Source organism: Luteibacter anthropi (assembly GCF_023699965.1).
Lineage (GTDB): Bacteria > Pseudomonadota > Gammaproteobacteria > Xanthomonadales > Rhodanobacteraceae > Luteibacter > Luteibacter anthropi.
On sequence record NZ_CP077072.1, the window covers coordinates 3,562,164 to 3,588,444 of the forward strand.

The 26,281-nt window shown below is 64.1% G+C and carries 24 protein-coding genes and 1 tRNA gene; 16 read left to right on the forward strand and 9 right to left on the reverse strand.

Features of this window, described 5'->3' with window-relative positions; all coding sequences use genetic code 11:
• Nucleotides 1-31: 31 nt before the first annotated feature.
• The gene (locus KR767_RS15335; RefSeq protein WP_250876869.1) at nucleotides 32-1,069 is read right to left on the reverse strand and encodes an HDOD domain-containing protein; all 1,038 of its coding nucleotides are present in this window, start codon (nucleotides 1,067-1,069) and stop codon (nucleotides 32-34) included.
• 62 nt (nucleotides 1,070-1,131) lie between these two features.
• Between KR767_RS15335 and KR767_RS15340 the strand changes: the two genes are divergently transcribed.
• Both KR767_RS15340 and KR767_RS15345 read left to right on the forward strand, forming a co-directional pair.
• Nucleotides 1,132-2,016 (forward strand): pseudouridine synthase, encoded by an 885-nt coding sequence (locus KR767_RS15340; protein WP_250876870.1) that lies wholly within the window; start codon nucleotides 1,132-1,134, stop codon nucleotides 2,014-2,016.
• A gap of 48 nt (nucleotides 2,017-2,064) precedes the next feature.
• Nucleotides 2,065-3,462 carry an MFS transporter gene (locus KR767_RS15345; protein ID WP_250876871.1) on the forward strand — a complete coding sequence of 466 codons (1,398 nt, stop codon included), beginning with the start codon at nucleotides 2,065-2,067 and terminating at the stop codon, nucleotides 3,460-3,462.
• Nucleotides 3,463-3,550: 88 nt separating this feature from the next.
• On the opposite strand, the gene aat is transcribed toward KR767_RS15345, so the two are convergent.
• From aat to trxB, 3 genes are read right to left on the reverse strand one after another with little or no spacing between them, the layout of a single operon-like run.
• Complete coding sequence (gene aat / locus KR767_RS15350; RefSeq protein ID WP_250876872.1) at nucleotides 3,551-4,264, reverse strand: leucyl/phenylalanyl-tRNA--protein transferase; 714 nt, start codon at nucleotides 4,262-4,264, stop codon at nucleotides 3,551-3,553.
• Nucleotides 4,261-5,394 carry a GNAT family N-acetyltransferase gene (locus KR767_RS15355; RefSeq protein WP_250876873.1) on the reverse strand — a complete coding sequence of 378 codons (1,134 nt, stop codon included), beginning with the start codon at nucleotides 5,392-5,394 and terminating at the stop codon, nucleotides 4,261-4,263. The genes aat and KR767_RS15355 overlap by 4 nt, the downstream gene beginning before the upstream one ends.
• Before the next feature lie 39 nt (nucleotides 5,395-5,433).
• Entirely contained in the window at nucleotides 5,434-6,399 is a 966-nt protein-coding gene (gene trxB / locus KR767_RS15360) for a thioredoxin-disulfide reductase (RefSeq protein ID WP_166948410.1), read from the reverse strand.
• A 230-nt stretch (nucleotides 6,400-6,629) separates the two neighbouring features.
• Between trxB and KR767_RS15365 the strand changes: the two genes are divergently transcribed.
• The 10 genes from KR767_RS15365 to KR767_RS15410 all read left to right on the forward strand — a co-directional run bounded on the left by KR767_RS15365 (nucleotide 6,630) and on the right by KR767_RS15410 (nucleotide 18,486).
• Nucleotides 6,630-8,957: a DNA translocase FtsK gene (locus KR767_RS15365; RefSeq protein ID WP_250876874.1), complete on the forward strand. Its 2,328-nt coding sequence runs from the start codon at nucleotides 6,630-6,632 to the stop codon at nucleotides 8,955-8,957.
• A gap of 6 nt (nucleotides 8,958-8,963) precedes the next feature.
• On the forward strand, nucleotides 8,964-9,392 hold the full coding sequence (locus KR767_RS15370) for a hypothetical protein (protein WP_166948406.1): 429 nt from the start codon (nucleotides 8,964-8,966) through the stop codon (nucleotides 9,390-9,392).
• 31 nt (nucleotides 9,393-9,423) lie between these two features.
• Nucleotides 9,424-10,071, forward strand: a complete 648-nt coding sequence (lolA, locus tag KR767_RS15375; protein ID WP_250876875.1) for an outer membrane lipoprotein periplasmic chaperone LolA — start codon at nucleotides 9,424-9,426, stop codon at nucleotides 10,069-10,071.
• 153 nt (nucleotides 10,072-10,224) lie between these two features.
• The gene (locus KR767_RS15380) at nucleotides 10,225-13,053 is read left to right on the forward strand and encodes a DUF2339 domain-containing protein (RefSeq protein ID WP_250876876.1); all 2,829 of its coding nucleotides are present in this window, start codon (nucleotides 10,225-10,227) and stop codon (nucleotides 13,051-13,053) included.
• Complete coding sequence (locus KR767_RS15385) at nucleotides 13,043-14,398, forward strand: DUF3999 family protein (RefSeq protein WP_250876877.1); 1,356 nt, start codon at nucleotides 13,043-13,045, stop codon at nucleotides 14,396-14,398. The genes KR767_RS15380 and KR767_RS15385 overlap by 11 nt, the downstream gene beginning before the upstream one ends.
• Before the next feature lie 56 nt (nucleotides 14,399-14,454).
• Nucleotides 14,455-15,786 carry a replication-associated recombination protein A gene (locus tag KR767_RS15390; RefSeq protein ID WP_250876878.1) on the forward strand — a complete coding sequence of 444 codons (1,332 nt, stop codon included), beginning with the start codon at nucleotides 14,455-14,457 and terminating at the stop codon, nucleotides 15,784-15,786.
• Nucleotides 15,787-15,952: 166 nt separating this feature from the next.
• The gene (gene serS / locus KR767_RS15395; protein ID WP_250876879.1) at nucleotides 15,953-17,233 is read left to right on the forward strand and encodes a serine--tRNA ligase; all 1,281 of its coding nucleotides are present in this window, start codon (nucleotides 15,953-15,955) and stop codon (nucleotides 17,231-17,233) included.
• A gap of 88 nt (nucleotides 17,234-17,321) precedes the next feature.
• Nucleotides 17,322-17,411 (forward strand) — tRNA-Ser (locus tag KR767_RS15400).
• A gap of 204 nt (nucleotides 17,412-17,615) precedes the next feature.
• Entirely contained in the window at nucleotides 17,616-17,972 is a 357-nt protein-coding gene (locus KR767_RS15405) for a hypothetical protein (RefSeq protein ID WP_250876880.1), read from the forward strand.
• A gap of 85 nt (nucleotides 17,973-18,057) precedes the next feature.
• Nucleotides 18,058-18,486, forward strand: coding sequence for an NTF2 fold immunity protein (locus KR767_RS15410; protein ID WP_250876881.1), 429 nt, complete (start codon nucleotides 18,058-18,060; stop codon nucleotides 18,484-18,486).
• A gap of 199 nt (nucleotides 18,487-18,685) precedes the next feature.
• On the opposite strand, the gene KR767_RS15415 is transcribed toward KR767_RS15410, so the two are convergent.
• On the reverse strand, nucleotides 18,686-19,267 hold the full coding sequence (locus KR767_RS15415; RefSeq protein ID WP_250876882.1) for a DUF308 domain-containing protein: 582 nt from the start codon (nucleotides 19,265-19,267) through the stop codon (nucleotides 18,686-18,688).
• Nucleotides 19,268-19,686: 419 nt separating this feature from the next.
• Here KR767_RS15415 and KR767_RS15420 point away from each other — a divergent pair, with 419 nt between their 5' ends.
• Nucleotides 19,687-20,274 (forward strand): TetR/AcrR family transcriptional regulator, encoded by a 588-nt coding sequence (locus KR767_RS15420; protein WP_250876883.1) that lies wholly within the window; start codon nucleotides 19,687-19,689, stop codon nucleotides 20,272-20,274.
• Between the two features lie 45 nt (nucleotides 20,275-20,319).
• Here the strand turns inward: KR767_RS15420 and KR767_RS15425 are convergent, their stop codons facing one another.
• The 3 genes from KR767_RS15425 to KR767_RS15435 form a co-directional block, all read right to left on the reverse strand.
• Nucleotides 20,320-20,556, reverse strand: a complete 237-nt coding sequence (locus tag KR767_RS15425) for a hypothetical protein (protein ID WP_250876884.1) — start codon at nucleotides 20,554-20,556, stop codon at nucleotides 20,320-20,322.
• Nucleotides 20,557-20,953: 397 nt separating this feature from the next.
• Nucleotides 20,954-21,595, reverse strand: a complete 642-nt coding sequence (locus KR767_RS15430) for an NAD(P)H-binding protein (protein WP_250876885.1) — start codon at nucleotides 21,593-21,595, stop codon at nucleotides 20,954-20,956.
• A complete protein-coding gene (locus KR767_RS15435) occupies nucleotides 21,592-22,386 on the reverse strand; it encodes an inositol monophosphatase family protein (protein ID WP_166948267.1) in 795 nt (264 codons plus the stop codon). The genes KR767_RS15430 and KR767_RS15435 overlap by 4 nt, the downstream gene beginning before the upstream one ends.
• A gap of 71 nt (nucleotides 22,387-22,457) precedes the next feature.
• Between KR767_RS15435 and KR767_RS15440 the strand changes: the two genes are divergently transcribed.
• The gene (locus KR767_RS15440) at nucleotides 22,458-23,108 is read left to right on the forward strand and encodes a TetR/AcrR family transcriptional regulator (protein WP_166948265.1); all 651 of its coding nucleotides are present in this window, start codon (nucleotides 22,458-22,460) and stop codon (nucleotides 23,106-23,108) included.
• A 164-nt stretch (nucleotides 23,109-23,272) separates the two neighbouring features.
• Nucleotides 23,273-23,710: a hypothetical protein gene (locus KR767_RS15445; RefSeq protein ID WP_250876886.1), complete on the forward strand. Its 438-nt coding sequence runs from the start codon at nucleotides 23,273-23,275 to the stop codon at nucleotides 23,708-23,710.
• Between the two features lie 49 nt (nucleotides 23,711-23,759).
• Here the strand turns inward: KR767_RS15445 and KR767_RS15450 are convergent, their stop codons facing one another.
• A complete protein-coding gene (locus tag KR767_RS15450) occupies nucleotides 23,760-24,653 on the reverse strand; it encodes an MASE1 domain-containing protein (RefSeq protein ID WP_166948261.1) in 894 nt (297 codons plus the stop codon).
• A gap of 378 nt (nucleotides 24,654-25,031) precedes the next feature.
• Here KR767_RS15450 and KR767_RS15455 point away from each other — a divergent pair, with 378 nt between their 5' ends.
• Nucleotides 25,032-26,276, forward strand: a complete 1,245-nt coding sequence (locus KR767_RS15455; RefSeq protein ID WP_250876887.1) for an MFS transporter — start codon at nucleotides 25,032-25,034, stop codon at nucleotides 26,274-26,276.
• Nucleotides 26,277-26,281: the final 5 nt, after the last annotated feature.

Sequence of the window (26,281 nt, forward strand, 5' to 3'; positions counted from 1 at the left end):
GGCTCTCCCAGTCGCGGAGGCGCCTTTTCGGCTAGCTCTCCGCCACCACGGCCATCGGCGTGCGCAGCTGGCTGCGGCAGGCGATCAGGCGCGCCTGTCCGATGCCCTGTGACGGCGTCGCCTTCAGCACCGAGCCCGGCTCGGCCAGTCCGTGTTCGATCAGCACGTCGAGCATGGCGATACGGCTGGCCGCCAGCAGTGCCCGGCCCAGCGGGGTGCGCAGGCCGCCGTCTGCGGGGTCTGCGCGTTCGGCAAGGGCCTGGAGCACGCGTGGTGGCAGTCCCCACTGCCTGGCGGCATGCAGGGCGATGCGCTCGGCTTGCAGCCCGGCGGCCGCCACGAACGCCTGGCTGTATCCCACGCCGGAAAGACCTCGCCATTTTTCCAGTTCGACCAGCACCGGCTGGACGCCTGTCTGGCTCACCAGGCCCGCGAGCCAGGCCTCGAAGGGATCACCGTCCGGCTGGGTGAGAAAGGCGCTTGCGCGGGCGCTGCGGCCGGCTTGCTCCCACAGCCGCTCCCCCGCCGCCCGGCTGGCTGGTCCGGTATCCCGGCGCAGTACGGGCCGCATGGCCACCTGCATCACCACGCGTTGCAGGCCGTGGTAGCCGACCCTCCCGAGTACGCCCGAGACATCGCGGACATGGCCGCCCACCACGTGGGGCGAGTGATTCACCGCATGGACGATATCGTCGGCGAGCGTGGGATCGGCTTCGATACGGCGGACGAGGGCGAGGCTGTCGGTCCTGGCGCTGTGCAACGGGCCCATCAGCGCCTGCACGGCGGCAGGCAGGCGGGGCAGCGTGGCGATGTCGATGCGGTCGCCGCCGAACGCATCGCGTACGTGACGCAATACGGCTTGCTCGTCTGCCGAGAGCGACGAGGAGCGTGCTGCGGGAAACCCGTAGACGAGCCGGAAGAAGCGGTCTTCGATATCTTCGGCCGTGAGTGCGCCGGGAGGGGCATCGAAATCGGCATGCGCGACGAGCGGGCGCGGACGCCTCGTGCGGGTGGGCAACACGCTGGGATCACGACGACCGAACAACGTCCTGAGGAACCGGCCGATCACGGTTTGCGCCCCCGCTCATGTGGTTGGGATGCAGTATATGCCGGCCATCTACAATGGAATGTATGCACTTTCAGCCTGTCAGCAAACTTGTCCTGCCTCCCGGTGGATGGCAGACCCTTCTCGACTTCCTCGAAGCGCGATTTCCTTCGATTCCGCGGCCGGTGTGGGCGGACAGGCTGGCGCGCGGCATGGTGGCGGTTGATGGCGCCATCGTGGGCGGGGATGCCCCGTACGTTGCCGGCGCGCTTCTGGCCTATCGCCGGGAGGTGGCGGACGAGCCCAGGATTCCCTTCGAGGAAACCATCGTCTATTGCGACCAGGACATCGTGGTCGCCGACAAGCCGCACTTCCTGCCGGTGATGCCGGCAGGGCGGCACGTCGAAGAAACCTTGTCGGTACGCCTGGCCCGGCGCCTGGGCAATCCCGATCTGGTGGCACTGCATCGCCTCGACCGCGACACGGCGGGTCTTGTGGTGTTTTCGGCAAGGCCTTCCAGTCGCGACGCCTATACGCGCCTGTTCCGCGAACGCCGGATCGCCAAGGTCTACGAGGCGATCGCCGCGCCTTTGCCGGGATGCGTGTTCCCGCTGGAGCGCGCCACGTGCATCGAGCGTGGCGAGCCATTCTTTCGCATGCGCGAAGCAGAAGGCCAGGCAAATGCCTTCACTCGCATCGACGTGCTCGCCCGCGAGGCAGACCGATGGCTTTATCGCCTGGAGCCGGTGACCGGGCGCAAGCATCAGTTGCGCGTGCATATGGCAGGCCTGGGCGCTCCAATCGAAGGTGACCCTTATTACCCTGTGTTGCGCGAGGTAATCGAAGGATTCGATGATCCATTGCGGCTGTTGGCGCGTGAATTACGCTTCACCGATCCGCTGAGCGGCCAAGCGCGGGTATTTCGAAGTGAACGGAACCTGCAACACGGCGCACGTTCTGCCTCGACGTAAGCGGCTGCGAGGCGCAAAATAAGCGCCTCCCTCGCCATGCCTACCGGGATGACCACCGCTCCAGGCTTTCGCACCGTTGCCCTGATCATCGCCAGCGCGATGTTCATGGAGCAACTGGACGGCACCATCCTCGCCACGGCACTGCCGGCGATGGCCCGCTCGTTCGATGTCTCGCCGCTGCATATGAGCGTGGCGCTCACGTCGTACATGCTGAGCCTCGCGGTCTTCATTCCCGCCAGTGGCGTCATTGCCGACCGCTACGGTTCGCGCAATGTGTTCCGCGCGGCCATCGCGCTGTTCACCATCGGCTCCATTCTTTGCGGCATTTCCGGCAATCTGCCGCTGCTTGTCGTGTCGCGCCTGTTGCAGGGCATCGGCGGCGCGATGATGGTGCCGGTCGGGCGCCTGGTGCTGCTGCGCTCGGTGCCGAAGTCCGAGCTGGTCAGTGCGATGTCGTGGCTGCTGGTGCCTGCGCTGATCGGCCCCGTGGTCGGGCCGCCGCTGGGGGGCTTCATCGTCACCTGGATTTCGTGGCGCTGGATCTTCTACATCAACGTACCCATCGGGCTGGCAGGCATCTGGCTGGCAACGAAGTACATCCCGGATATCCGTCTTGCCACCAGGACGCCGTTCGACCGGCTGGGTTTCGTGCTGTCGGGCACGTCGCTGTCGTGCCTCGTGTTCGGTCTGGAAATGGCCAGTCGTGGTGTCAACGGCATCCTGTGGTCGTGGGGGCTCATGGGCCTTGGCCTCGTGGTTGGTGCGCTCTATGTGCTGCATTCGCGGCGTAGTGAGCACCCCATCCTCGATCTTTCACTGATGCGCTTCACGACCTTCCGCCTGTCGGTGTATGCCGGATCGCTCACGCGCATCACGGCAGGCGCGGTGCCCTTCCTGTTGCCGCTGATGATGCAGCTGGGTTTTGGCATGTCGGCGGCGCATAGCGGTGTGGTCACCTTCGTTTCGGCGCTGGGCGCCATGCTCATGAAGGCCACGGCGTCGCCGGTGCTGCGCATGTGGGGTTTTCGCGCCACGCTGGTGTGGAACAGCGTGCTGTCGGTGATCTGCATCGGCTTGTGCGCCGCCTTCCGTCCTGACTGGCCGCTTTGGGCGATCTACACGATCCTGCTGCTCGGCGGCTTCTTCCAGTCGTTGCAGTTCAGTGCATACAACACGGTGGCGTATGCCGACGTGCCGAGCGAGCGCTTCTCCAGTGCAACGAGTTTCTACACCACCTTCCAGCAGCTGATGCTCTCGGTAGGCATCTGCGTGGCTGCCGCCGCGCTGCATGTCTCGGTGGTATGGCATGGCCGCGATCACGCGGAACTGGGCGATTTCAGCGTGGCCTTCATCGTGGTCACTGTGCTCTCGCTGATCGCCGCCCCCATCTGCGCCATGCTGCCACGCAACGCCGGCGCAGAAATGAGCGGCCACCGCGCCCGCTAACCCCCTGTAGGAGCGCGCCTTGCGCGCGACCGGATTTCGCGGTGAGCTCCAATGTATCGGCCCGTCCGGGTCGCGCGCAGGCGCGCTCCTACAGGGGGTGGGGGGGCTGGTATTTCACCCAGGAGCCGACGATGCCGGGCATGGCCGATAGCCTTCTTGCCTGCGATACGAACTCGCGTCGCGGCACTTCGACCGCCCCCATGCTCATCAGGTGAGGGTTGGTCACCTGGGCATCGAGCAAGGGAAATCCCCATCCGTGCAGCAGCTGGCACAGCCCGGCAAGCGCCACCTTCGAGCCGCCCGTGTGCGCGGAAAACATCGACTCGCCGCAGAACAACCTGCCGATGGCAACACCATAAATGCCGCCCACGAGCGTGCCGCGATCCCACACTTCGACACTGTGTGCGTGCCCGAGCCGATGCAGCTCTTCGTACGCGGCAATCATGTCCCGCCCGATCCATGTCCCTGGCTGGCCATTGCGCGGCGCCGCGCAGGCCTGCATGACGCGGCTGAACGAGGTATCCGCCGTGAGTCGCCAGTTCGTCTTCGCCAGCTGCCTGCGCAGGCTGCGGCTCACATGCACGCCATCGGTACGAAAGACGCAACGCGGATCGGGCGACCACCACAGAATCGGCTCGTCTTCGTTGAACCAAGGGAACACACCCTGCGAATAGGCCGCAAGCAAGCGTTCGGCCGAGAGATCACCGCCCCAGGCCAGCAGGCCATTGGGCTCATCAAGGGCACTTTCCGGCGTAGGAAACAGCGCCGGGCGCGACGGGTGCAATTGCGGCAGGCGGATCATCGGTCGGCGTAGGGCGAGTGGGTCATGAGCTCATCGCGATAGGCGTCGCGATGGCCGGCCTCCTGGACCAGCGCCTCTGCCACCGCGCGACGGAAACCATCATGCGCTATGTAGTGGCGCGAGTGGGTGACCGAGGGCAGGAAGCCCCGGGCCAGCTTGTGCTCACCCTGCGCACCCGGCTCGAAGCGCGTTATGCCTTCGCGGATCGCGTAATCGATGCCCCGGTAGTAGCACAGCTCGAAATGCAGCCCGGACACTTCGACGCTGGCGCCCCAGTACCGACCGTAAAGCACGTCACGGCTGCGGATGAACAAGGCCATCGCCACGATATCCTCGCCATCCCGCGCCATGGCGACCTGCACGGCGGGACCGAGCGAGGCGCCAAGGTGATGGAAGAAACGGGCGGTGAGGGCAGGGTGGTTACCCTTCATGTCGAAGGTAAGTTCGTAGAGCGCATGGATCTGCCGCCACTGCGCGTCGGACAGCGTATCGCCGCCGCGCATCTCCAGCGTGAGGCCGGCGGCGTGTGCGTAACCGCGCTCCTGGCGGATGTTCTTGCGCTTCTTCGAGTTCAGCGCCGCGAGAAAATCGTCGAAATCGCCATAGCCCCGGTTATGCCAGTGGAACTGGTAGTCGGCGCGGACCAGCCAGCGCTCGTCGAAGGCGGAGAGATCGTCGTCGGCCAGGAAATTCGCATGTACCGATGACAGCCCCAGCCGGTCGGTTTCTTCCACCAGCGCCTCGACCAGGCGGCGACGCAAGGCGGGCGCATCCTCACCGTCGCGAACCAGCAGGCGCGGGCCCGGCACGGGCGAATAGGGCGATGCAACGAGCAGCTTGGGGTAGTAATCGCCGCCGGCCCGCTCCCAGGCGGCAGCCCAGCTCCAGTCGAAGACGAATTCGCCGTGCGAATTGCCCTTGAGATAGGTGGGTGCGGCGGCCAGCAACCTGCCGTCTTCGAAGAGGGCGATGTGCCGGGGGCGCCAGCCGTAGGCCTCGCGCAGGCAGCCGGTGGTTTCCAGGCCGGCGAGGAAGGCATGGGATACGAAGGGATTGCCGTCCGGGACGAGGGCATCCCAGTCGGCAGGAGCGATGTCGGCAAGGCCGTCGAGGAAACGGATCCCGTTCATGCCGGACGGCCCCGCGCCCGCAGGCGCAGGGCCTTCGCCTTACGGATTGATCGGCATCTGCTGGTCGAGCCAGCGTTCGGCATCCAGCGCCGCCATGCAGCCGAAGCCGGCCGAGGTGATGGCCTGGCGGTAGACGTGGTCGGCCACGTCGCCGGCCGCGAACACACCTTCCACGGAGGTGGCCGTGGCCATGCCGTTCAGGCCCGACTTGATCTGGATGTAGCCGTCCTTCATCTCGAGCTGGCCTTCGAAGATGCCGGTGTTGGGCGTGTGGCCGATGGCCACGAAGAAGCCCTGTACTTCCAGGTCGCGCTTCGCGCCGGTGTTCACGTCCTTCACGCGCACGCCGTTCACGCCGGAATCGTCGCCCAGCACTTCGTCGATCTGGTGGTTCCACACCAGTTCGATCTTGCCGGCAGCGGCCTTCTCCATGAGCTTGTCCTGCATGATCTTCTCGGCGCGCAGCTTGTCACGGCGGTGCACGAGGTAGACCTTGCGGGCGATGTTGGACAGGTACAGCGCTTCTTCCACGGCGGTGTTGCCGCCACCGACCACCACCACATCCTGCTCGCGGAAGAAGAAGCCGTCACAGGTGGCGCAGGCGGACACGCCGCGGCCCTTGAACTTCTCTTCCGAGGCGATGCCCAGGTACTTGGCGGTGGCGCCGGTGGTGACGATGATGGCGTCGGCGGTGTACTCGCCGCTGTCGCCCTTCAGGCGGAAGGGGCGGTTCTTGAGATCCACGCTGTGGATGTGGTCGAACACCATCTCGGTTTCGAAGCGCTCGGCGTGCTCCGCCATGCGGCGCATCAGCTCCGGACCCTGCACACCCTTCTCGTCACCCGGCCAGTTGTCCACCTCGGTGGTGGTCATCAGCTGGCCGCCCTGCTGCAGGCCGGTGACCATCGTCGGCTTGAGGTTGGCGCGTGCCGCGTAGACGGCGGCCGTGTAGCCGGCGGGACCGGAGCCGAGGATCAGCAGACGGCTGTGCTTGGGGGTGCTCATGTATAATCCTTGGGTTTACTGCGGCGTATGGTGCATCGACGTACCGCGGGCCTCCCCGGGGGGAGGTGACTCGTGTTCAGGCCCGGAAGAATGGGGAACACCGAGGTGCGATTCAAGACATGCGCTGCATGATACCGATGCCCGGTCACCCCCGGGGGCGTCGGGCCGTGGCATGATGCCGCGAAACGTCAATCGAGGTTGGTAGTTAAGTGGCGCGCAGCGCGAAAGTCGTGAAAAAGCAGGCCAAGGCCCAGGTCAAGGCCCAACGGGAAGGACTGAGCGACGAGCTCAAGCGCCGGCTGCGCGAGGCCGGGGCGCTCCTGTTGCTGCCGCTCGCCCTCTACCTGCTGGTGTGCCTGCTCAGCTACAACGACCAGGACCCCAGCTGGGGTCACATGGGCGTGGCCGAGCACGCCACCAATTTTGGCGGCCCCGTGGGCGCCAATATCGCCAACATGCTCCGCTACATCTTCGGGCTGGTGTCGTACTGCTTCCCGTTGCTGCTGCTGGCCCTGGGCATCCAGGTGATTCGCCATCGCGGCGAGCGCAACGTGCAGGCATGGGAGCCCTCGCTGCGGCTTATCGGCTTCGTGTTCTTCTTCATCACCGCGCCGGCGCTGGCCTACCTGAACATCGACATGCCCGTGCTGCCCGAAGGCCCCGGCGGCATCGTGGGCAAGTGGGTGGGCAGGGGCCTGCACAACGCCTTCGGTGACAAGGGCGCGCCGCTGCTGTTGCTGGCGGTGGGCCTGATCGCGGTCACGCTGGCCACCGGCCTTTCCTGGTTCAAGCTGATGGACTCCACTGGCGAGCTGGTGGTGCGCATGGGTGGCTGGTTTGGCGGCAAGGTGCGCCAGGCCCCCGAGGTGATGGCCGCACGCTCGGCCCGTGCCGAGCGCGAGGTAGTGAAGAAGGCCGAGGCGGTCAAGCAGGCCAAGCGTGAGCCGGTGCGCATCGAGTCGCCGGTGAGCACCGTGGTGACCAAGAGCGAGCGTGCCGTTCGCGAAAACCAGATTCCGCTGTTCACGGGCGCATCGATGGATGGCGAGCTGCCGCCGCTGTCGCTGTTGGACGACGCCCCCCCGCAGGGCCCGGGGTATTCCGAGGAAACCCTCGAAGTGCTCTCGCGGCAGGTCGAGCTCAAGCTGCGCGACTTCAAGATCGAAGCCCGCGTGGTCGGCGTGTATCCGGGCCCGGTCATCACCCGTTTCGAACTGGAGCCCGCCGCCGGCGTGCGTGGCAGCCAGGTCTCCAGCCTCGACAAGGACATCGCCCGCGGCCTGTCCGTGGTGAGCGTGCGCGTGGTGGACGTCATTCCGGGCAAGAACGTCATCGGCCTGGAAATCCCCAATACCAAGAAGCAGATCGTCTACCTTTCCGAAATCCTCAAGTCCGAGCGCTACGACCAGGTGAAGTCGCCCCTGGCACTGGCGCTGGGCAAGGACATCGGCGGCAAGGCCGTGGTGGCCGACCTGGCGAAGATGCCTCACCTGCTGGTTGCCGGCACGACGGGTTCGGGCAAGTCCGTGGCGGTGAACGCCATGGTGCTGAGCCTGCTCTACAAGAGCAGCCCGAAAGACGTGCGCATGATCATGATCGACCCGAAGATGCTGGAGCTGTCGGTCTACGACAAGATTCCGCACCTGCTGGCGCCCGTGGTCACCGACATGAAGGAAGCCGCCAACGCGCTGCGCTGGTGCGTGGCCGAGATGGAGCGTCGCTACAAGCTCATGGCCGCCGTGGGCGTGCGCAACCTGGGTGGCTTCAACAAGAAGGTCCGCGAGGCGGAAAGCGCCGGGCAGCCCCTGCTCGATCCGCTGTTCCGCGCCAACCCCGACATGCCGGGTATGGTGGCCGAGCCGCTGGAACCGCTGCCGCACATCGTCATCATCATCGACGAGTTCGCCGACATGATGATGATCGTCGGCAAGAAGGTCGAAGAGCTCATCGCCCGCCTGGCCCAGAAGGCCCGTGCGGCCGGCGTGCACCTGATCCTGGCGACCCAGCGCCCGTCGGTGGATGTGATCACCGGGCTCATCAAGGCCAATATCCCCACGCGCATCGCCTTCCAGGTGTCGTCGAAGATCGACTCGCGCACCATTCTCGACCAGTCCGGCGCCGAAGCCCTGCTGGGTCACGGCGACATGCTCTACCTGCCGCCCGGCACCGCCACGCCCGACCGCGTGCACGGCGCCTTCGTGGACGACCACGAGGTGCACAACGTGGTGGAATGGCTGCGCGCGCAGGGTGCGCCGAACTACATCGAAGGCGTGCTGGAAGAAGTCCAGTCCACCGCCGACGGCAAGATCATCAACGAATCCGGCCTCCCGCAGGACGCCGACGGCGATGCCGACAGCGACAACGCGCTCTACGACCGCGCCGTGCGCGTGGTGACCGAGACGCGACGCGCGTCCATCTCCGGCGTGCAGCGTCATCTGCGCATCGGCTACAACCGCGCCGCCCGCCTCGTCGAGCAGATGGAGCAGGACGGCATCGTCAGCGCGCCGCAGCACAACGGCAACCGTGAAGTGCTCGCGCCGCCGCCTCCGAAGGACTAACACCCCATGACTCCCATCAAGCCGGGGACGCTGCGCCAGCGCCCCTGGGGACTGCTCGTCACCGGCGATCTCGTGCCCACCGACGAGGTGCTGGACGAAGTGCAGAGCATCTTCGAGCTGAATCCCTCCATCCCGGGCCTGGAACTGCGTGCCGACGATGGCCGCGCCTGCTCGGTCGTGCGCGAGTACGCCAGTGGCCACACGGCCGAGGTGGACGATGCGCTGGAAGTGATCTTCGCCGAACAGGCCGAGATCGCCGAGATCGTGGTGGTGGGCCAGGAAGCCCGCCCGCTTCATATCGCCACCCGCGACGCGCCGTTCTGGCATCGCGACGGCAAGGCCATCGCCGACATCAGCGAGAAGATGGAGGCCGGCGAGATATCACCCGCCGAGGCCATCGACATGCTTAAGTCGCTGTTCGAGACCGATCGCTGACAATCGCGCCGACACTTACGGAACCCATGCCATGAAACGCCTGCTGCTTGCCGCGACGATGTCCCTCCTCAGCCTGCCGACCTTCGCCGCCGGTCCGGCGCGTGACCGCCTCGATGCGTTCGCGAAGGGGCTGCATTCGATCACCGGACGCTTCAGCCAGACGCTGAGCAATGCCAACGGCGACGCGGGCAAGACGAGCACGGGCACACTGGCCTTGCAGGCCCCGCGCCAGTTCCGCTGGGAGACCACGGCACCGTACAAGCAGACCATCGTGGCCGACGGCAGCCGCGTGTGGTTGTACGACCCCGACCTGGAGCAGGTCACGGTGCGCAGGCAGAGCAGCGAAGAAGCGCAGAGCCCGCTCACGGTGCTTACCGACCTGTCGCAGCTCGACAAGGGCTTCAAGGTGACGGAGCAGGGCGAGCGCGACGGCCTGCAGTGGCTGCGCCTCACCTCCACCAGCAAGGACCCGCAGTTCGATCATGCGGACCTCGGCTTCGACGCCGGCGGCCTCGCACGCATGGAGTTCAAGGACCAGCTGGGCAACACCACCCGCATCCAGTTCGCGGGCTGGCAGAAGAACGCCGCCGTGCCGGCTGACACCTTCAACTTCGTGCCGCCGCAAGGCGCCGACGTCATCGGCGACGCCCCGGTCATCCAGACCCAGCCCATTCACTGATGCTTCCCCTGTCGGAGCGCGCCTCGCGCGCGACCGTGCATGCCGGTACATCCGGTCGCGCGCGAGGCGCGCTCCTACAGGGGTGATTCCACCCAAATATGACGGTTTCATGCCAGACTCCGCCCCGAACATCGGATGTGGAGGTGCTGGGGCATGTATGTCGTCTGGGCCATCGTTGGCACAATCATCGGCGTATTCGTAGGTCAGAGCGTTGCCGGCGCGGTTGCCGGTTTTGCCATCGGCCTGCTCTGGGCACGAACCTCCCAACTGAGCCGTGACCTCGACGAAGCCGTCCGCAAGCTGACGGAATCGGCAACGAAGCCGGCACCCGTGCAGCGCTCCGAGCAGTCAGTCACGTGGCCCACGGCGGACGAGGTCCTGGCGCGCCAGCCGGGCAGCCCGACGCACCCATCCGATCTGACAGGCCGGCCCCCGGCGCCCATCGGTGCAACAGCCTCCACGTCAACGCGATCGGTGCCCCCGCCGATGCCCGCCGAGGTCGCTACTTCTGCGCCCGCGCCCGCATCATCCACCTCCACCTCCACCTCCACCTCCACCTCCGCCTCCGCTTCGGCACCGGCACCGGCGCGGGAGGCTTCAGCGATACCCGCCGCACCCGCCGGCCCATCCTTCGCCGATCACGCCGCCTCGGCGGTGAAGCGCTGGTTCACCGAAGGCAACGTGCCGGTGAAGGTCGGCATGCTCGTGCTGTTTGCCGGTGTCGCCGCCTTCCTCAAGTACGCCTCCGACATCGGCCTGCTGCGCGTGCCCATGTCCGTGAGGCTGGCACTGGTGGCGCTCGTGGCCATCGCGGGTGTCGGTTTTGGCTGGATGCAGCGCGAGAAACGCCGGGCTTTTGCGCTGTCGTTACAGGGCGGCTCGCTCGGCGTACTGGTGATGACGGTATTTGCCGCTTATCGCATGTACGACCTGATCGGCCCGCTGCCGGCCTTTGCACTGCTGGTGATCTTCGTGGCCGGCCTGTGCGTGCTGGCCGTGTTGCAGGATGCACTCGCCCTGGCCGTGCTCGGCCTGCTGGCCGGGTTTGCCGCGCCGATCATCGCGTCGAGCGGGCAGGGCAATCACGTGGCCCTGTTCTCGTACTACGCCGTACTCAACCTCGCGATCCTGGGCATTGCCTGGAAGCGCTCCTGGCGCATCCTCAACGTGCTGGGTTTCGTGGCCACCTTCGGCATCGGCACCGCCTGGGGGGCGCTCCGTTACGACCCGATGCTGCTCAACAGCACCGAGCCTTTCCTGGTGCTGTTCTTCCTGCTTTACCTCATCGTGCCCTGGCTGCACGTGCTGCGTTCGCCGGACCGGCGCAAGGCGATCCTCGATGGCTGCCTGATGTTCGGCAACCCCATCGCCAGCCTGTTCCTGCAGGCGGCGTTGCTCGACTGGGCGCCCATGCCGCTGGCGGTATCCGCCCTCGTGGCGGCCGCGATCTACGTCGGCATCGCCTTCGCCATCCGCAAGCGCGACGACATGGGCGTGTTGCGCGAGACCTGGGCCGTGCTTGCCGTGGCCTTCGCCACCATCGCCGTACCGCTCGCACTGAGTGCCAGTGTCACTGCCAGTGTCTTCGCGCTGGAAGGCGCGGGCCTGGTGTGGCTGGGCTTCCGACAGTCGCGCCGCCTGCCACGCTGGTCGGGCGTTTTCCTGCAATTGCTGGCGGCAGGTGCATGGGGGCTCAACGCGCTGTTCAATCATCACTACGGCGACATGCCGATTCTCAATGCACAGTTCATCGGTGCATTGCTGCTGATGATCGGCGGTGCGGCAAGCGCGTGGCAGTTTGACCGCCATGGTCGTTCGCAGGGCGTGTCCAGCCTTGCTCGCGTCGGTCTCGCCTCGTGGGCACTGCTGTGGTGGTTCGTAGGCGTGGGCGTAGAGATCGCAACATTCGCCACCGACGACACCACGGCTGCGGCGTGCTGGCTGGCCGTGATCGGCATCATCGCGTGGCCCGTGGCCGAGGCCAGTCGTCGTGCGCACAAGCTCGACCTCGGCGTAGTGCTGGCTTTCGTGGTGCCGCTGTCGATCTTCGCCGGCGTGCCCGTGCTGATGGGCGCGGGGCAGAGTGGCGTGCAGCCTTTCAGTGTGTATCCGCTGATCGCCGTCGCAATATCTGCCATCAGCAGCTGGTTGGCGATGCGCGCCATCACGGCGCACCGTGTTGCGGCGGTGGCGGCGAGCGTCGCCTGGTGGCTGCGCTGGCTGGTGTTCATCGGCGTCGGCACCAGCGTGGCTTACGGCTTCCGCATGCCCATGCTCGTGGCGGATGGCTGGGTGAGCGCGGCTTTCGTTCTGCCGACGCTTGTGCTGACGGCGCTCGCACTATGGTGGCCGCGTCCGGTGGTGGCACCGTTGGCGGCGCACGCGGAGGCGATTCGCGCTGCGCTTGGTGGCTTGCTGTTCTTTGCGACGGCCTTGATCGGCATCGGCCTGCTGTTCGTCTCCGGGCAGGCGGCGCCATTGCCTTTCATTCCCGTGCTCAACCCCGTGGACCTGCTGCTGGTTGCGGTGCTTGTACTGGTCTTCCGCGCACTGTCCGACGACACATTGCCGCACGGCGTGCGCGTGACGCGACCGGTGGTCTTTGCCGTGTGCTTCTTCGCCTTTGCCACCAGCGCGACCTTGCGCGCCGTGCATCACCTGGCGAGCGTGCCGTGGGACGACACGATTACCCGATCCAGCCTTGCGCAGCTTTCGCTCACCGTGGTGTGGAGCGTGATCGGTGTGCTGGCCTGGGTGCTGGGCTCGCGTCGCGGGCAGCGCATGCTGTGGATGGCCGGTGCGGGCATCATGGGTCTCGTACTTGCGAAACTGCTGCTGGTGGATCGCAGTCACCTCGGCAACCTGTTCGGCATCGGTTCTTTCATGGCGTATGGCCTGCTGTGTACCGTCATCGGCTATCTCGCGCCGGCACCGCCGCGCCAGAGTGTTTCCCCTTCCGCGGAGCCTCCTCATGCGTCGTGACTGGCGTATCGCCTCGTTCCTTTTCGGCCTGACGACCACCCTTGCCGTGGCCGCCGATGCGCCGGGCTTCGCCTGGGCCTACACGCTCGATACGCCAGCCGGTGCCAGCGCCTATCTGATCGAACTGCCGCAGGACGCCTACGCCTGGGCCAGCCCCGATGCCGGGCTGGCCGACGTCATCGTGGTGGATGCAGACAACCGCCCCGTGGCCATGGGCCCGTATTCGGCTGCTGCCCCGGGCTTTCATCCCGTGACGCTGGATACGCCATTGCGTGCCGTCCCGCAGACGGCAAGTGGCGTGGCGGGACCACGTATCCAGCGCAACACCAACGGCGACATCGTGATCGATCCCGGCGCACCGGTCGTGCCGGGCACACCGACGCAATGGCTGTTCGACGCCCATTCGCCGGTCTCGGCCGAGCGCCTGGAATTCCCTGCATCCACGCACGACGTAAGCCTTACGGTGGACGTGGATGCGAGCACCGACCTGCAAACGTGGAGCCCCATCACGCGCGGCGCTTCCATCGTGACCCTGGGGCAGGGCGAAGGCGCGGTGGATGCGCGCGTGCTGAAGCTCAGCGGCTCCCCGATGCGCTACTACCGGGTCAGCGTCACCAAGGGCGAGGCACCCTGGGATATGGGCGGCGCATCGTCGGTGACGCTGTCCGGCACCGTGGAAGATGCCTCATCGAAGGACGAGGCGGCACTGCAATGGACAGCCGTCACGTCATCCGACAGCAAGACCAGCGGGCAGGGCGTCGATTACGACTACGACCTTCCCGCCGCGCTACCGGTAAGCCGCATTCGTGCCCGACTCGGCGGCGGCGACAACGTGGCCCGTCTGGACATCACGGCCGTGCAGGGGCCCATGAGTGGCGAATCGCTCGGCACCATCGTGCTCACCCCGGGGCAGGCCGCCGATCACCCGCTGGAAGTGCCAGTAGCCCGTCGCCAGCACCTGCGCGTGCACTCCGGCACGCCACTGCGCGAGCCGCCCAGGCTCGACGTGGGCTGGCGTGCGGACCGCTTCGTCTTCCTGCCCGAAGGCAAGGGGCCTTATCGCCTGCTGGTCGGCAGTCGCAGCCTGCGCCGCCCCAGCTGGCCCATTGCCGAAGCCATCGCGTCGTTGCGCAAGGGTGCCGACGCCAGCTGGCGCCCCGCGCTGGTCCGGGTCGACCCGGGTGAAGAGCTGGAAGGCCGCAAGGCCCTCGACGCCCCGGCGGCGCCGTTCGACTGGACCCGTCCGCTGCTCTGGGTGGTGCTGCTGCTCGGCGCGGCCGTGGTGATCGGCATGGCCACCAGCCTGCTGCGCAAGCCGCCCCCGCCGGATTCAGGGGAGCATTGAGGCATCGTGCACGGTGAACGCGCGATAATGCGCGTTCACCGAACGTAACGAGCCTCATGTTTTCCCAGTCCCCCGGTCTGTTCGCCGAACCCGAAGCGCTGAAGCCCCTGGCCGAACGCATGCGCCCCCGCTCCCTCGACGAGGTGGTGGGGCAGGCGCGCGTGATGGGCGAGGGCAAGCCGCTGCGCCGCGCGCTGGAAGCAGGCCGCGTGCATTCCATGATCCTGTGGGGCCCGCCCGGTTGCGGCAAGACCACGCTGGCCCTGCTGGTGGCGCGCTACGCCGACGCCGATTTCCGCGCCATTTCCGCCGTGATGAGCGGCCTGCCCGATGTGCGCAAGGCGCTGGCCGAAGCGGAAGGCAATTTTGCGCAGGGTCGCCGCACCGTGCTCTTCGTGGACGAGGTGCATCGCTTCAACAAGGCGCAGCAGGATGCCTTCCTGCCCTACATCGAGCGGGGCGTGATCCTGTTCGTGGGCGCTACCACCGAAAACCCCTCGTTCGAGCTCAACTCTGCGCTGCTCTCGCGCTGCCGCGTGCACGTGCTCGACGCCGTGAGCGTGGATGCCATCGTGGCCGCGCTGCGCCGCGCACTGGAAGACAGCGAACGCGGCCTGGGCGAACTGGGCCTCGACGTGGACGACACCACGCTCAAACTCATCGCCAGCGCCGCCGACGGCGACGTGCGGCGCGCGCTCACCCTGCTGGAAATCGCCTCCGAACTCGCCGAAGGCGGCAGCATCGACCAGACCACGCTGGAGCAGGTGCTGGCCGACCGCACGCGTCGTTTCGACAAGAGCGGCGAGCAGTTCTACGACCAGATTTCGGCCCTGCACAAGTCCGTGCGCTCGTCCGACCCGGACGCCGCCGTGTACTGGCTCACCCGCATGCTCGACGGCGGCTGCGATCCGCTCTACCTCGCCCGGCGCCTCACCCGCATGGCGGTGGAGGACGTGGGCCTCGCCGAACCCCGCGCCTGGCGCATGGCCCTCGACGCCTGGGACACCTTCGAACGCCTCGGCAGTCCCGAAGGCGAGCTAGGTCTCGCCCAGCTCGCCATCTGGCTGGCCGTGGCCCCGAAGAGCAACGCGGCCTACATGGCCTACAACCGCGCCAAGGCCGTGGTAAAGGAAATGGGCACCCTCGACGTCCCCATGCACCTGCGCAACGCACCCACCAAGCTGATGAAGAACCTCGGCTACGGCACCGGCTACCAGTACGACCACGACGCCGAAGGCGGCATCGCCCTCGACCAGCAATGCCTGCCCGACGAACTCGTCGACACGGTCTTCTACGAACCCGTAGACCGCGGCCTGGAACTGAAACTCCGCGAAAAACTGACCGCCCTCCGCGCCGCCCGCACCAAAGCCCGCAAACCCAAACCGTAGGAGCGCGCCTGCGCGCGACCGGTTTTCGCGAAAAACCAACATTTCGCCCATCCCGGTCGCGCGCAAGCACGCTCCTACAGCCCCCGAAACCCCAGATTCCATCCCGGCGCACTCCACGGGACCGAATTTGCGATAATCACGGGTCGAATCAAATGGAACCCGACCCATGCTGGATCCCGCCCTCCTGCGCGGCAAACTCGCCGAAACGGCCGAGCGCCTCCGCGCCGCTCGGAAGTTCGACCTCGACGTAGCCACGATCGAGCGCCTCGAATCCGAGCGCAAGGCGCTTTCCACCGAGACGCAGGAGCTGCAGAACCTGCGCAACACCCGTTCCAAGGCCATCGGCCAGGCCAAGGCCAAGGGTGAGGACGTCGCCCCCCTGATGGCCGAGGTCGCCGGCATCGGCGACAAGCTGAAGGCCAACGAGCATGCCCTCACGGAAGTGCAGGCGAAGCTCACCGATATTGCCCAGGGCATTCCGAACATCCCGGACGAGTCCGCCCCCTTCGGCAAGGACGAGACCGAGAACACGGAAATCCTCCGCTGGGGCCAGCCCCGCTCCTTCGCCTTCGAAGTAAAGGACCACGTAGACCTGGGTGCCCGCCACGGCTGGCTCGACGCCGAGGCCGGCTCGAAGCTGAGCGGCGCCCGCTTCACCGTGCTGCGCGGTCAGCTTGCGCACCTGCACCGTGCGCTCGCCCAGTTCATGCTCAACCTGCACACGGTCAAGCACGGCTACCTCGAACACAACGTACCGCTGATCGTGAACCCGGACGCCATGCAGGGCACCGGCCAGCTGCCCAAGTTCGAGGAAGACCTCTTCCACACCCACGTGGGCGAAGCCAGCCGCTACCTCATCCCCACGGCCGAGGTGGCCCTGACCAACCTCGTGCGCGAGAGCATCGTGGAGGCCGACGCGCTGCCCATGCGCTTCACTGCCCATTCGATGTGCTTCCGCGCCGAGGCCGGCAGCTACGGCCGCGACACCCGCGGGATGATCCGCCAGCACCAATTCGAGAAGGTGGAAATGGTGCAGATCGCCACCCCGGACACCAGCTTCCAGCAGCTGGAGGAAATGGTGGGCCACGCCGAAGCCGTGCTCCAGGCCCTGGGCCTGCCGTACCGCAAGGTGCTGCTGTGCACGGGCGACATGGGCTTCGCGGCGGTGAAGACCTACGACCTCGAAGTGTGGCTGCCCAGCCAGAACACCTACCGCGAGATCAGCAGCTGCTCCAACTGCGGCGACTTCCAGGCCCGCCGCATGCAGGCCCGCTGGCGCAACCCCGCCACCGGCAAGCCGGAGCTGGTACACACCCTCAACGGCTCCGGCCTCGCCGTGGGCCGCACCCTCGTGGCCGTGATGGAGAACTTCCAGCGCGAAGACGGCAGCATCGAGGTTCCCGAGGCCCTGCGCCCGCTCATGGGCGGACTGGAAGCCATCGCTTAAGCGTTCAGGTACAATCGTCGCGCTGGGGCAACCCGGCGCGACGACGCGACATCACGTGAGGCTGCAATGGCCGGCGTGCGAAAAACACGGAGAGATGGCCGAGTGGTTTAAGGCAGCAGTCTTGAAAACTGCCGTAGGTGCAAGCCTACCGTGGGTTCGAATCCCACTCTCTCCGCCAAATTAAAGTTCTTCTCGCTCTATCCGACGCTTACAAGTGCCTTTATTAGAGCCGGCCGGGCCGCTCGGCTGGCTAACTCCAGGTATGCATTTTTCTCATTGCCTCTTGCGGCAAGGAGATCAGGCTAGCCATATTCCCTTCTTGGCGAGGACCAGACGATACGGCCCCATCGGGCAACCCTGGCAAGGCCATAGGACTACCTACATGACGATCCAAATACGCTTAGGCGCTTGGGCAGTGATCGCCGCACTGGCGCTTTCCGGCACGGCCGGCGCCAGCGACCATGGCTCTATCAGCGTCCGTACTGAGACCTATCCTCGGCCGCCATATTCTGGAGCGACCTATTACATCTACGAGCGGGATGGAAACGTCATCTGCACGAAACTAGCCGTATGTAACAAATACGACGAATGCGACACGAGCTATCACGCTGGAGTGTTCAAGGATCCGGAGGATGTCCAGACCGGCGAACCTTACGGCGGTTCGCCAGCGGTGACCATCCCGGAAGCGAAGTTACGTAAGCATCAATGCGTGACCAAGTTCGTGCCGGATGCACTCTAAGCTACCAGCCGTTTTGAAGGATCACGACGCCTTCTAGAACGGGCGAAAGGATCCAGGGAGTAAATTCAGCAACCAAGGATTCGAGATGACGGATGATGATTTGGAACAAGCGCGAAGCGCTTTGCGCACATTCATGTCGGACATGAAGCGGTGGGAGTTGGGTTTCTATCATGAAAAGCTCGACGCAGTGAAAAACGGGCGCGACGCCACACTCATAGACAATCAAGGTCGTAAAGAGCTTTCGGAGGTTCTGGAAAAATGGTCGCTCCAGGATAAAACAAACCAAGGTCGTCTAATTGATCTTGGTTGCTCTGATCCATCGACGTATGACCCGGACAGCGATATTGAAGGTAGTGCGGAATTTACTGATGGTGATGCGATTTTCACCATTCACCAGAAAACTGGACTCCAAACGATATCTCGATTCACATTGAATCTCGAATCTGGCGCGTGGAAAATTAAAAGGAAAGAATTCCTCAACTACAAGGATAAATGGCAGCGTTCTGTACTGTGAGTCCAGCCTTGCTAGATGTGCTGACGGCAGGATGTGTTACCTCACGATGCATGATTGAGAGCAGTGCGCGATCACGTTCGGGTTATCGAGGTGCCCCTCAGTAATGTCAGTTCGCATGTCTGACCGTGAGGGCACCTGAAGAGTTCAAGTGCGCTGTCAATGCACGACAACGCATTCCATGTCCGGCATCCAGCGCCCTTCAGTCGGCCAACGCGGATCGCTGGCGAAAATTCTTTACAGTCATCCAGACCGCCGAGATGAGGAAGTAGAACGCGCCAAAGGCGGCGTAGGGCGCAATCGTGGTCACGTCCAATGGTGCGCCGCTATGCGCCTGATGAAACATGAAGCCGCCTGCAAGCGCTGACTGAGTGCCGCTGAGAACCATCGGCCATTGGCCGCTCGTGGTTTTCCAGCGCCGTACGGCAGTGGCTAGCTGCAATAAGCCGGAGAAGATTGCCCAGGCGCCGAATACGGTGATGACGGCGGGCATGCCGACGGTAAGCGCCCAGCAGACGGCAAGCGCGATGACGATGCTGACGATGAAGTTGAACTTCTGCGATGGATTGGCGCCAAGACCACCGCTTCTGCGGGCATCGAGATAATTGGCGAACGCGTCCCACGCCGGGTAGACGACAAGCAGGGTCGCTCCGATAGCGGGGTTGTGCCTGCCCACGAGTGCCGCCAGAGCGATCCATGCTATCGAGGCTCCCGTTCGCAGGAAGTAGTAGGTCTGGAGCCATTTATTTAGTGATCGATCAGCGGCTGGGGCGGGGCTTTGCATGTCAGTTCTCCAGGAGGTTGGCGATGTAGGAATCGCGTATATCTAGTAGTAGGTAGGTTACGGAATCGTAGCGTCCCTGGCTTTTGCCGAGAGGCCGGGATCAAGTTTCAAAGCATCAAGCTAGGGGTTGTCTGAATGGAAGCGCTTTTCCGTCACTTTTTGAGCGTGCCCATAGATGCTAGCCTACTAGTAGGTAGATATTCAATATGCCGCTACGGGGCCGTCGGTCGGTGTTAACAAGCCTCACGAGCTGCGCTGCCTTTCTATTCCGGGCAAGCCCAACCAAGGGCCGGAATAGTCGATATACAGCGTATATTGCTGACGCAGACTGGCGCAAAGAATCCGCCACGGCGGCTCGATTTTGATCAATTACCTACCTACTGGTAGAATCGTTCAAGAGCAACTTGGATGGTATGGCCATGTACGCAGAGCTTTCCCCGAAAGCCGCCGAAATCGTGTCGGTCACTCGCGCACTGCTGGAGACGGGCGGATATAACGGCTTCAGCTATGCGGACATATCCGCAAGCGTGAAGATCAGCAAGGCCAGCATTCACTACCATTTCCCCGCCAAGGCGGACCTGGTACGCGAGGTGATAGCGCGGTATCGGGCAGAAGCCCGCGAAGGGCTAGCCCTGCTGGATCGGCAGATCGCCGACCCGGCGGCAGAGTTGAAGGCTTATGCCGACTACTGGTCCACGTGCATCAGGAATCGCACGTCTTCGTTCTGTATCTGCGCCATGCTGGCCGCGGAGATTCCGAGCCTTCCCGCCGAGGTGGTCTCGGAGGTGCAGGGGCACTTCGAGGATCTTACGGCGTGGCTCACGTCGATCCTGGAGCGCGGGGTGGCCAAGGGACAGTTTCGTCTGAAGGCCAGCCCTCTGATCGAAGCGAAGTTTTTCATGTCTTCGATACATGGGGCCATGCTGGCCGCGCGAGGGTTCGGGGATCCGCGCGTGTTCGAGTCGCTGGTACAGGTATCCATGCAGCGTCTGACCCTGAATACCTGAGTGCCTGGCGGGTATCGACAGCTACGCTTCACCATCGCGGGAAGTTCAAGTCAAACCGAGATTCCTGCCAACGGCAAAGGTGGCGAACAACAGGCCCGCGGCCAATGCCGCGAAGACGACGGCCACTACAGCCAGCTTGCCAGCCACGCGTAGTAATGCGCGCCTGTCGATCTTCCGTCCCTTCTTCCCCTGGTCGTAATGCCACTTGATGGCCAGGAACATGCCTGTACCGAAAACGAGAACCTTGAAGGTGATAAAGGCTATGGGGATCCAATCCAACATGGTGTATTTCCAGGCTATTGCTTGTCACTGTCGATCATGAGGATCCTTCCCTAAGACGCTGCTTCAGCAGCTCCATTTCTAACTATTACCAAGGCGTCGTAGTTAAATCTTTATCGCACCAACCCAGGAAATGACGCCGGCATCCGGCGAGTGTTACGACGAAGTAGATGAAAGGGGGGGAAGCGCCAGGGCCTGCCATACATGAGTGATGCTTCACCCTCTAAACCATGCTACCTAAAAACAATTTCCATACATCGGGACAAATTGTCCCAGCTCTGAACGGAGGTCGCAGGCAGGTCGCTGAAGGCGGATGCCACGCTTCATCGTCGGGATTTTCGAGGTTGATACGCGTCACCCGGTGACGGAAGGCACGTCGTCATGGATGTTGGCCAGGGCATCAGGCGTTTCTTTCTGAGGCAACATCCCAGGTGGCACCCTCGTAGAAAGTCCCTGCCTCGGCTGCGTGCACCATGAGATACGCCAGTTCCTGACGGGAAATGTGTGGCTTCATCCCCAGTCGCTGGCGCGAGCTGGGCTTGAGCGTGCTGCCATGGGTCAGCTTTGCGTCATCCAGCCTCGGTGCGCGCACAATGATGTAAGGGATGCCGGATTGCTTGAGGGCCTCCTCGCGCTCAAGCACGTTCTCCTGCATGCCTGGTTTTACGGCGTTGAGTAGCCACCAGATCCACGAGAAATCCTCGGCACCGATGACGGAGAGGAGCACGAAGCGCCGGGCGCCTTTCTTGATCGCGGCTTCCATCGCATGGATGCAGCCGCGGACCATGACGCTATGGATATCGGCCCTGGGCTTTCGAAACCCATGCGTGTCGACGGTAAAGAATACGGTGTCGATCCCATCGCCTAGTGCCTTTTCAAGCGAAGCTGCGTCCTGGACATCGGCAGCCACCGGGGTGACATTGTCCCGGGCTGCCACTGGGCGCCGGGATATCGCGATGACGTGATCCCCACGGGCCGACAGCAATTGGGTGATCGCTTCGCCGGTGCCGCTGCTTGCCCCGACTACGGCATAGCGAGTCATGCCATCTCTCCGAGGCCATGCAGCACGTGTGGATGTAATGCCGGGCCGCTTGCAACAAAGCCCTCCGAACCAAGGTGCCAGTCATTGCCGGCGGTGTCGGTAACGATGCCACCTGCCTCGCGTACCAGGAGCGCACCTGCCGCCAGTCCCGATCCAACGCCGGCATGCTGCCAGAACGCGTCGATTCGTCCTGCAGCCAGATCCAGTAGTTCCATGGTGGATGGCACGGACGTGCGTACGAGAAGGGCTCTGTCGAGCATGCGCTGAAACATCCGCGACATCGCCTGGTGGACGGACGCATCCTGGAAAGGTTTTGCCTGGGCGGTGGCGACAATCGACGCGCGCAACTCGCTCTTGCCAGACACATGCAGGGTCTGCTGCCGCTCTGTGGCGCCATGGCCGGCTTCTGCGGTGAACAGTGCTCCCGACAAGGGCACATAGATGGCCGCCAGTACGGGCCTGCGCCCCTCCAGCAGGCATGCGGTAACCGCCCAGCCTTCGCGTCCGTGGACGTGGTTGACGTTGCCTTCCACGGTGTCCACGACCCAGCCATGACCGCCATCCTCAGAGGGCAGGGGCTCTTCATCGTCCAGCAGGATGCTTCCGGGAACGGCTGCGAGCAGGGCGGCTTCAAGCGTCTTGCCGACAGCCTGTTCATTGGCGGAAGCCGCTTCCATCAGCGCTTCCATCGTCGAAGGGCGGGCGCTTGTATCGAAGCGCTTTAGCAGCATCTGGCCGGCGGCCTCGATAGCGGCGCAGGTAGCGGCAAGGGTTGTCGAGGGGTAAGTCATGGACATTTCCTGGGGACTGAAGACCCTTCTATAATGTGAGTCATCACTTAGGTTTTCTACTCGCATTCCCTATGGACAAGCCTTCCCGCCACACGCCTTCGCGCCCCCGCAAAAAGCCTGTCCAGGCCCGTTCCCTGGCCACGGTTACGGCCATCCTGGATGCGGCAGCTCACATTCTGGAGTCGGCGGGTCCATCGGCCTATTCGACCAACGCGGTGGCCGCCCTGGCCGGGGTAAGCATTGGATCGGTGTATCAATACTTCCCGACCAAGGACGCCATTACGCGGGCACTGATAGATCGCGAGACAGGCGTCTTGCTGGAAGACGTAAGTCGTGCCGTCGAGAATGCCCATGGCGCGGAGGCCCTGATGGCCTTGATCGGGGTGGCCGTGCATCACCAGCTCCGGAGACCTGCGCTGGGCAGGATTCTCGACTACGAAGAAGCAAGGCTGCCCATGCAGGAAGACATGGCGCAGGCAGCCGAGGGAGCCAGGGTCCTTATCCTTCGGTGTCTGCAAGAGCTGAAGGAACGCGTGGAAAAACCGGCGGAGGCTGCCGCCGACGTCATGTCGATCATCAAGGGCATGGTTGATGGAGCGGGTCAGCGTGGGGAGGTCGATGAAACAGGATTGCGTTGCCGCGTAGAGGCGGCGGTGACCGGCTACCTTGGACAGATCTCGGCCAAGGGATCAAGTCGTCCGGCTTCGTCGCGCGGTTCGTGATGGCGATGAATGCCGACACGAGCCTCGCAGAATAAGGACCATTTGACGGGTCACATGGATAGCTCGATATATGCGTGCTCCGGAATCCTGCCGTCAGCACAGGCGAAGAACGGCTCATCTCCGCTACGCTCGCACCTCCAATACCTATGAAAGGAGTCAGTCGTATGCGTAGCTCTCGTTTCGTGTCCTTCCTGGGTCTGCTGAGCGTATGTGCCGTGGCCGGAACCGCTTCCGCCGCTGCCGCCACGTCCTCGGGTACCGGTCTGGGGCAGTCATGGCCGAATGTCCCTGACGTCAGCAGAAATGGCAGTTTTCATGCATATGTGTTTGAGCGCAATGGAATTCGCTTCATCCAGATCAATGACTCCAACGGTGCGGTACGGGGTGCAGTAGCCTACGTTGCCGGAGAGGTCCTGACGCTGCCCATCGGACTCGATGCCGGAAACGTCGTCGTGGGTGAGGATGGTTCGGCTCCGTCGGGAGGGCAGTCTGTCTATCAGGATGGTGAGGTTTCCATCAACGTATCGGGTCAGCCGAATGGAGCGATGCAACTCATGGTCGAGCCCTGCAATCCGCTGGTCTGCTCAGTAAAGGGGCAGTGACTTCATTGATGCATTTGGATGGAGGAGGGTGATAAACCATCCTCCATCATTATGATTTAAGTATCCGACGCGCAGTCTGCGCAGATGCCGAGCGTGCACGGGTCAGCAGCGCACCTGAGATGATCAGGGCCAGGATCGCCTGGGCCTGAAGCGTTGAAGGGTCGACGAGCAGTGTCGGCGCGGTAAGCGCGAGTGCAATGCTCGCAGCCATGCCGCCCAGGGCCGTTCCGTGCCACCCATGTCGCCAGGCAACGCCAAGCATGGGAACCATCAACAGCAGGCGACACGTCTGGCGGAGCCCGGGCTCATGAGCATGCAGCGCGAGCCACGTCATGAAAGCCATTGCAGGTATGGCCCACCATAGAAGGTCGCGGAAGAGCGCACTGCGCCAGATTCGCATGCCGCTCACCGCTTCGCCCCCGAGATCCCGATAGCGTTCATGGAGCGCAAGGATGGCTGGTGTAAGGGTCAGGGCCCCGAGATAGGCGCCAAGTGTGTATGCGAGCAGATATCCCGGCCACGCCGTATTCGGATCGGGCCATTCGCCTGTGGGTGAACTCAAAATGGACGCAAGCGCGGTAAGGAGCGTTGCAACTGCGGTGATGGCTGCCACGCCCAGCGCGGCGCCGAGCATGAGCGGCATGCAAACGCGGCCGTTGGCATCATGTAGCGCCCATCGCTGTCGTAGCGGCTTCATCAGGGCCATCCACAGAACCACCATGGGAACCGATTCGGAAATGGCCCATGGAATGCCCAGATCCGAAACGCAAAGCAATGAGGTTTCCAGAAGCGGGATTCCTTCGCCAAGCGCCAGCGCGGGCCAGTAGCGCAAAGGCAAAAGGAACAGGCAGGCAAGGCGTAGGCCCGCGGTAATCATCCACTGGGGAAAAGAAAGATGGCGTGCGATCTCATAGGCGGCGCCGTAGGCTGCCGCGATCGCCATGTGTTGTCCCCAAATGCTCCAGTGCACGTGAGTGCTGAACCGATGTCCTGCGCTTCCCTTCACTCCCGTCCCCTAGGTCGTGTTGCGATGGTAGTCCTTGCTGATCCTTCACCCCATCAGGAAATCATGCCACGAAAACAACCATAAGTTGGGTGTTTGCGGAATCTGGCGTGGCGACCTGCCGAATATGCATAAACTGGCCGTTGGATGAGCCACTCGTAACGTAGCCACACGTTAACCGGGCTCGCCTGCCTGCAGGCATGATAGTCCCGCGATCCCCACGCCGCTGTCCTGAAACAAGGGAACCACGTCCTTTCGTCGTTGCATTGCCCGAAGCGACAATGCCGCCCATCTCCCTGAGCCCGACGAAGCCGTTCCATGACAACATCCCCGCTGCGCGAAGCCGCCCCGCGTACAGCGACACCGGATTTAGTGCCCTCGACGCAAACCGTGGTATTGGCCATCGCACAGGCCTTTTTCACTGCGGCATTGGCGGTCGATCTTACTCTTACCGGCATCACGGGCTACCAGTTGGCGCCCTATAAAGCCCTCGCCACGCTTCCCTTCGCCACCATCACGGTAGCCGGCGCACTGGCAACATGGTTCGCCGCGCAACTCATGCGTCGCATCGGGCGCCGTCGTGCCTTCATCACCGGGGCGGCGACCTGCGCGGTGGGTGGTTGCGTCAGCGTCTGGTCGGTTATTCATGGCGACTTCTGGTTGTTCTGTCTCGGTACGGCCGCCGTGGGTGCGTTCCAGGCCTTCGCCCAGTACTACCGGCTGGCGGCTGCCGACTCGGTGGGCGCAGGTGCCAAGGCGCGGGCCATTTCCACCGTGCTTGCCGGCGGCGTGCTGGCCGCGGTGCTTGGTCCTTTGCTCGCTGCCTGGAGCCGGAACTGGCTGTCGACGGTTTTTGCGGGTTCCTACCTCGCCGTGGCCTTGCTGGGCACCGCGTCTGTCGTCCTGTTCCTGATCGCCTATCGCGACCAGCCCGATGATGCGGGGCCTGTTGTCGTCGGTGTGGAGGATGTGCGCACGTTGCCTGCCATCCTCACCACGCCGATCTCGCTTGCGGCCCTCGCCAATAACGCCATCGGCGGCGTCGTCATGATGTTCATCATGACAGCGGCCCCGCTTGCCGCGATGGAAGCCCATTATTCGGTGGACGACGGAGCCTCCGTCATCCAGTGGCATCTCGTGGGCATGTATGCGCCGTCGCTGTTCGCGGGTCGCCTGATTGATCGCCTGGGTCTTCCATGGGTGCTGTTTGCGGGCATCGTGCTGAGTGCGCTTTGCCCGCTGGTTGCACTCGCGTCGGGTACATTGATCGCCTATCACGCGGCGCTTCTGTGCCTGGGTATCGGCTGGAATTTCATGTTTGTCGGTGGCACGGCGTTGCTTGCATCGTCCTACCGGCCTGCGGAACGCACGAAAGTGCAGGGGGCCGCGGAGTTGCTGCGCTATGCCACCACTGCCGCCGCAACACTGGCTGCGGGGCCTGTGCTGGAGCGCTTTGGCTGGGTGGCGCTTAACGTCTGCATGCTTCCCTTGCTTGTTCTCGCCACGGTGATGACGCTGCACTGGGTACGAAGCACTTCGCGCACAAGCCGCTACGTGGGATGAGCGCA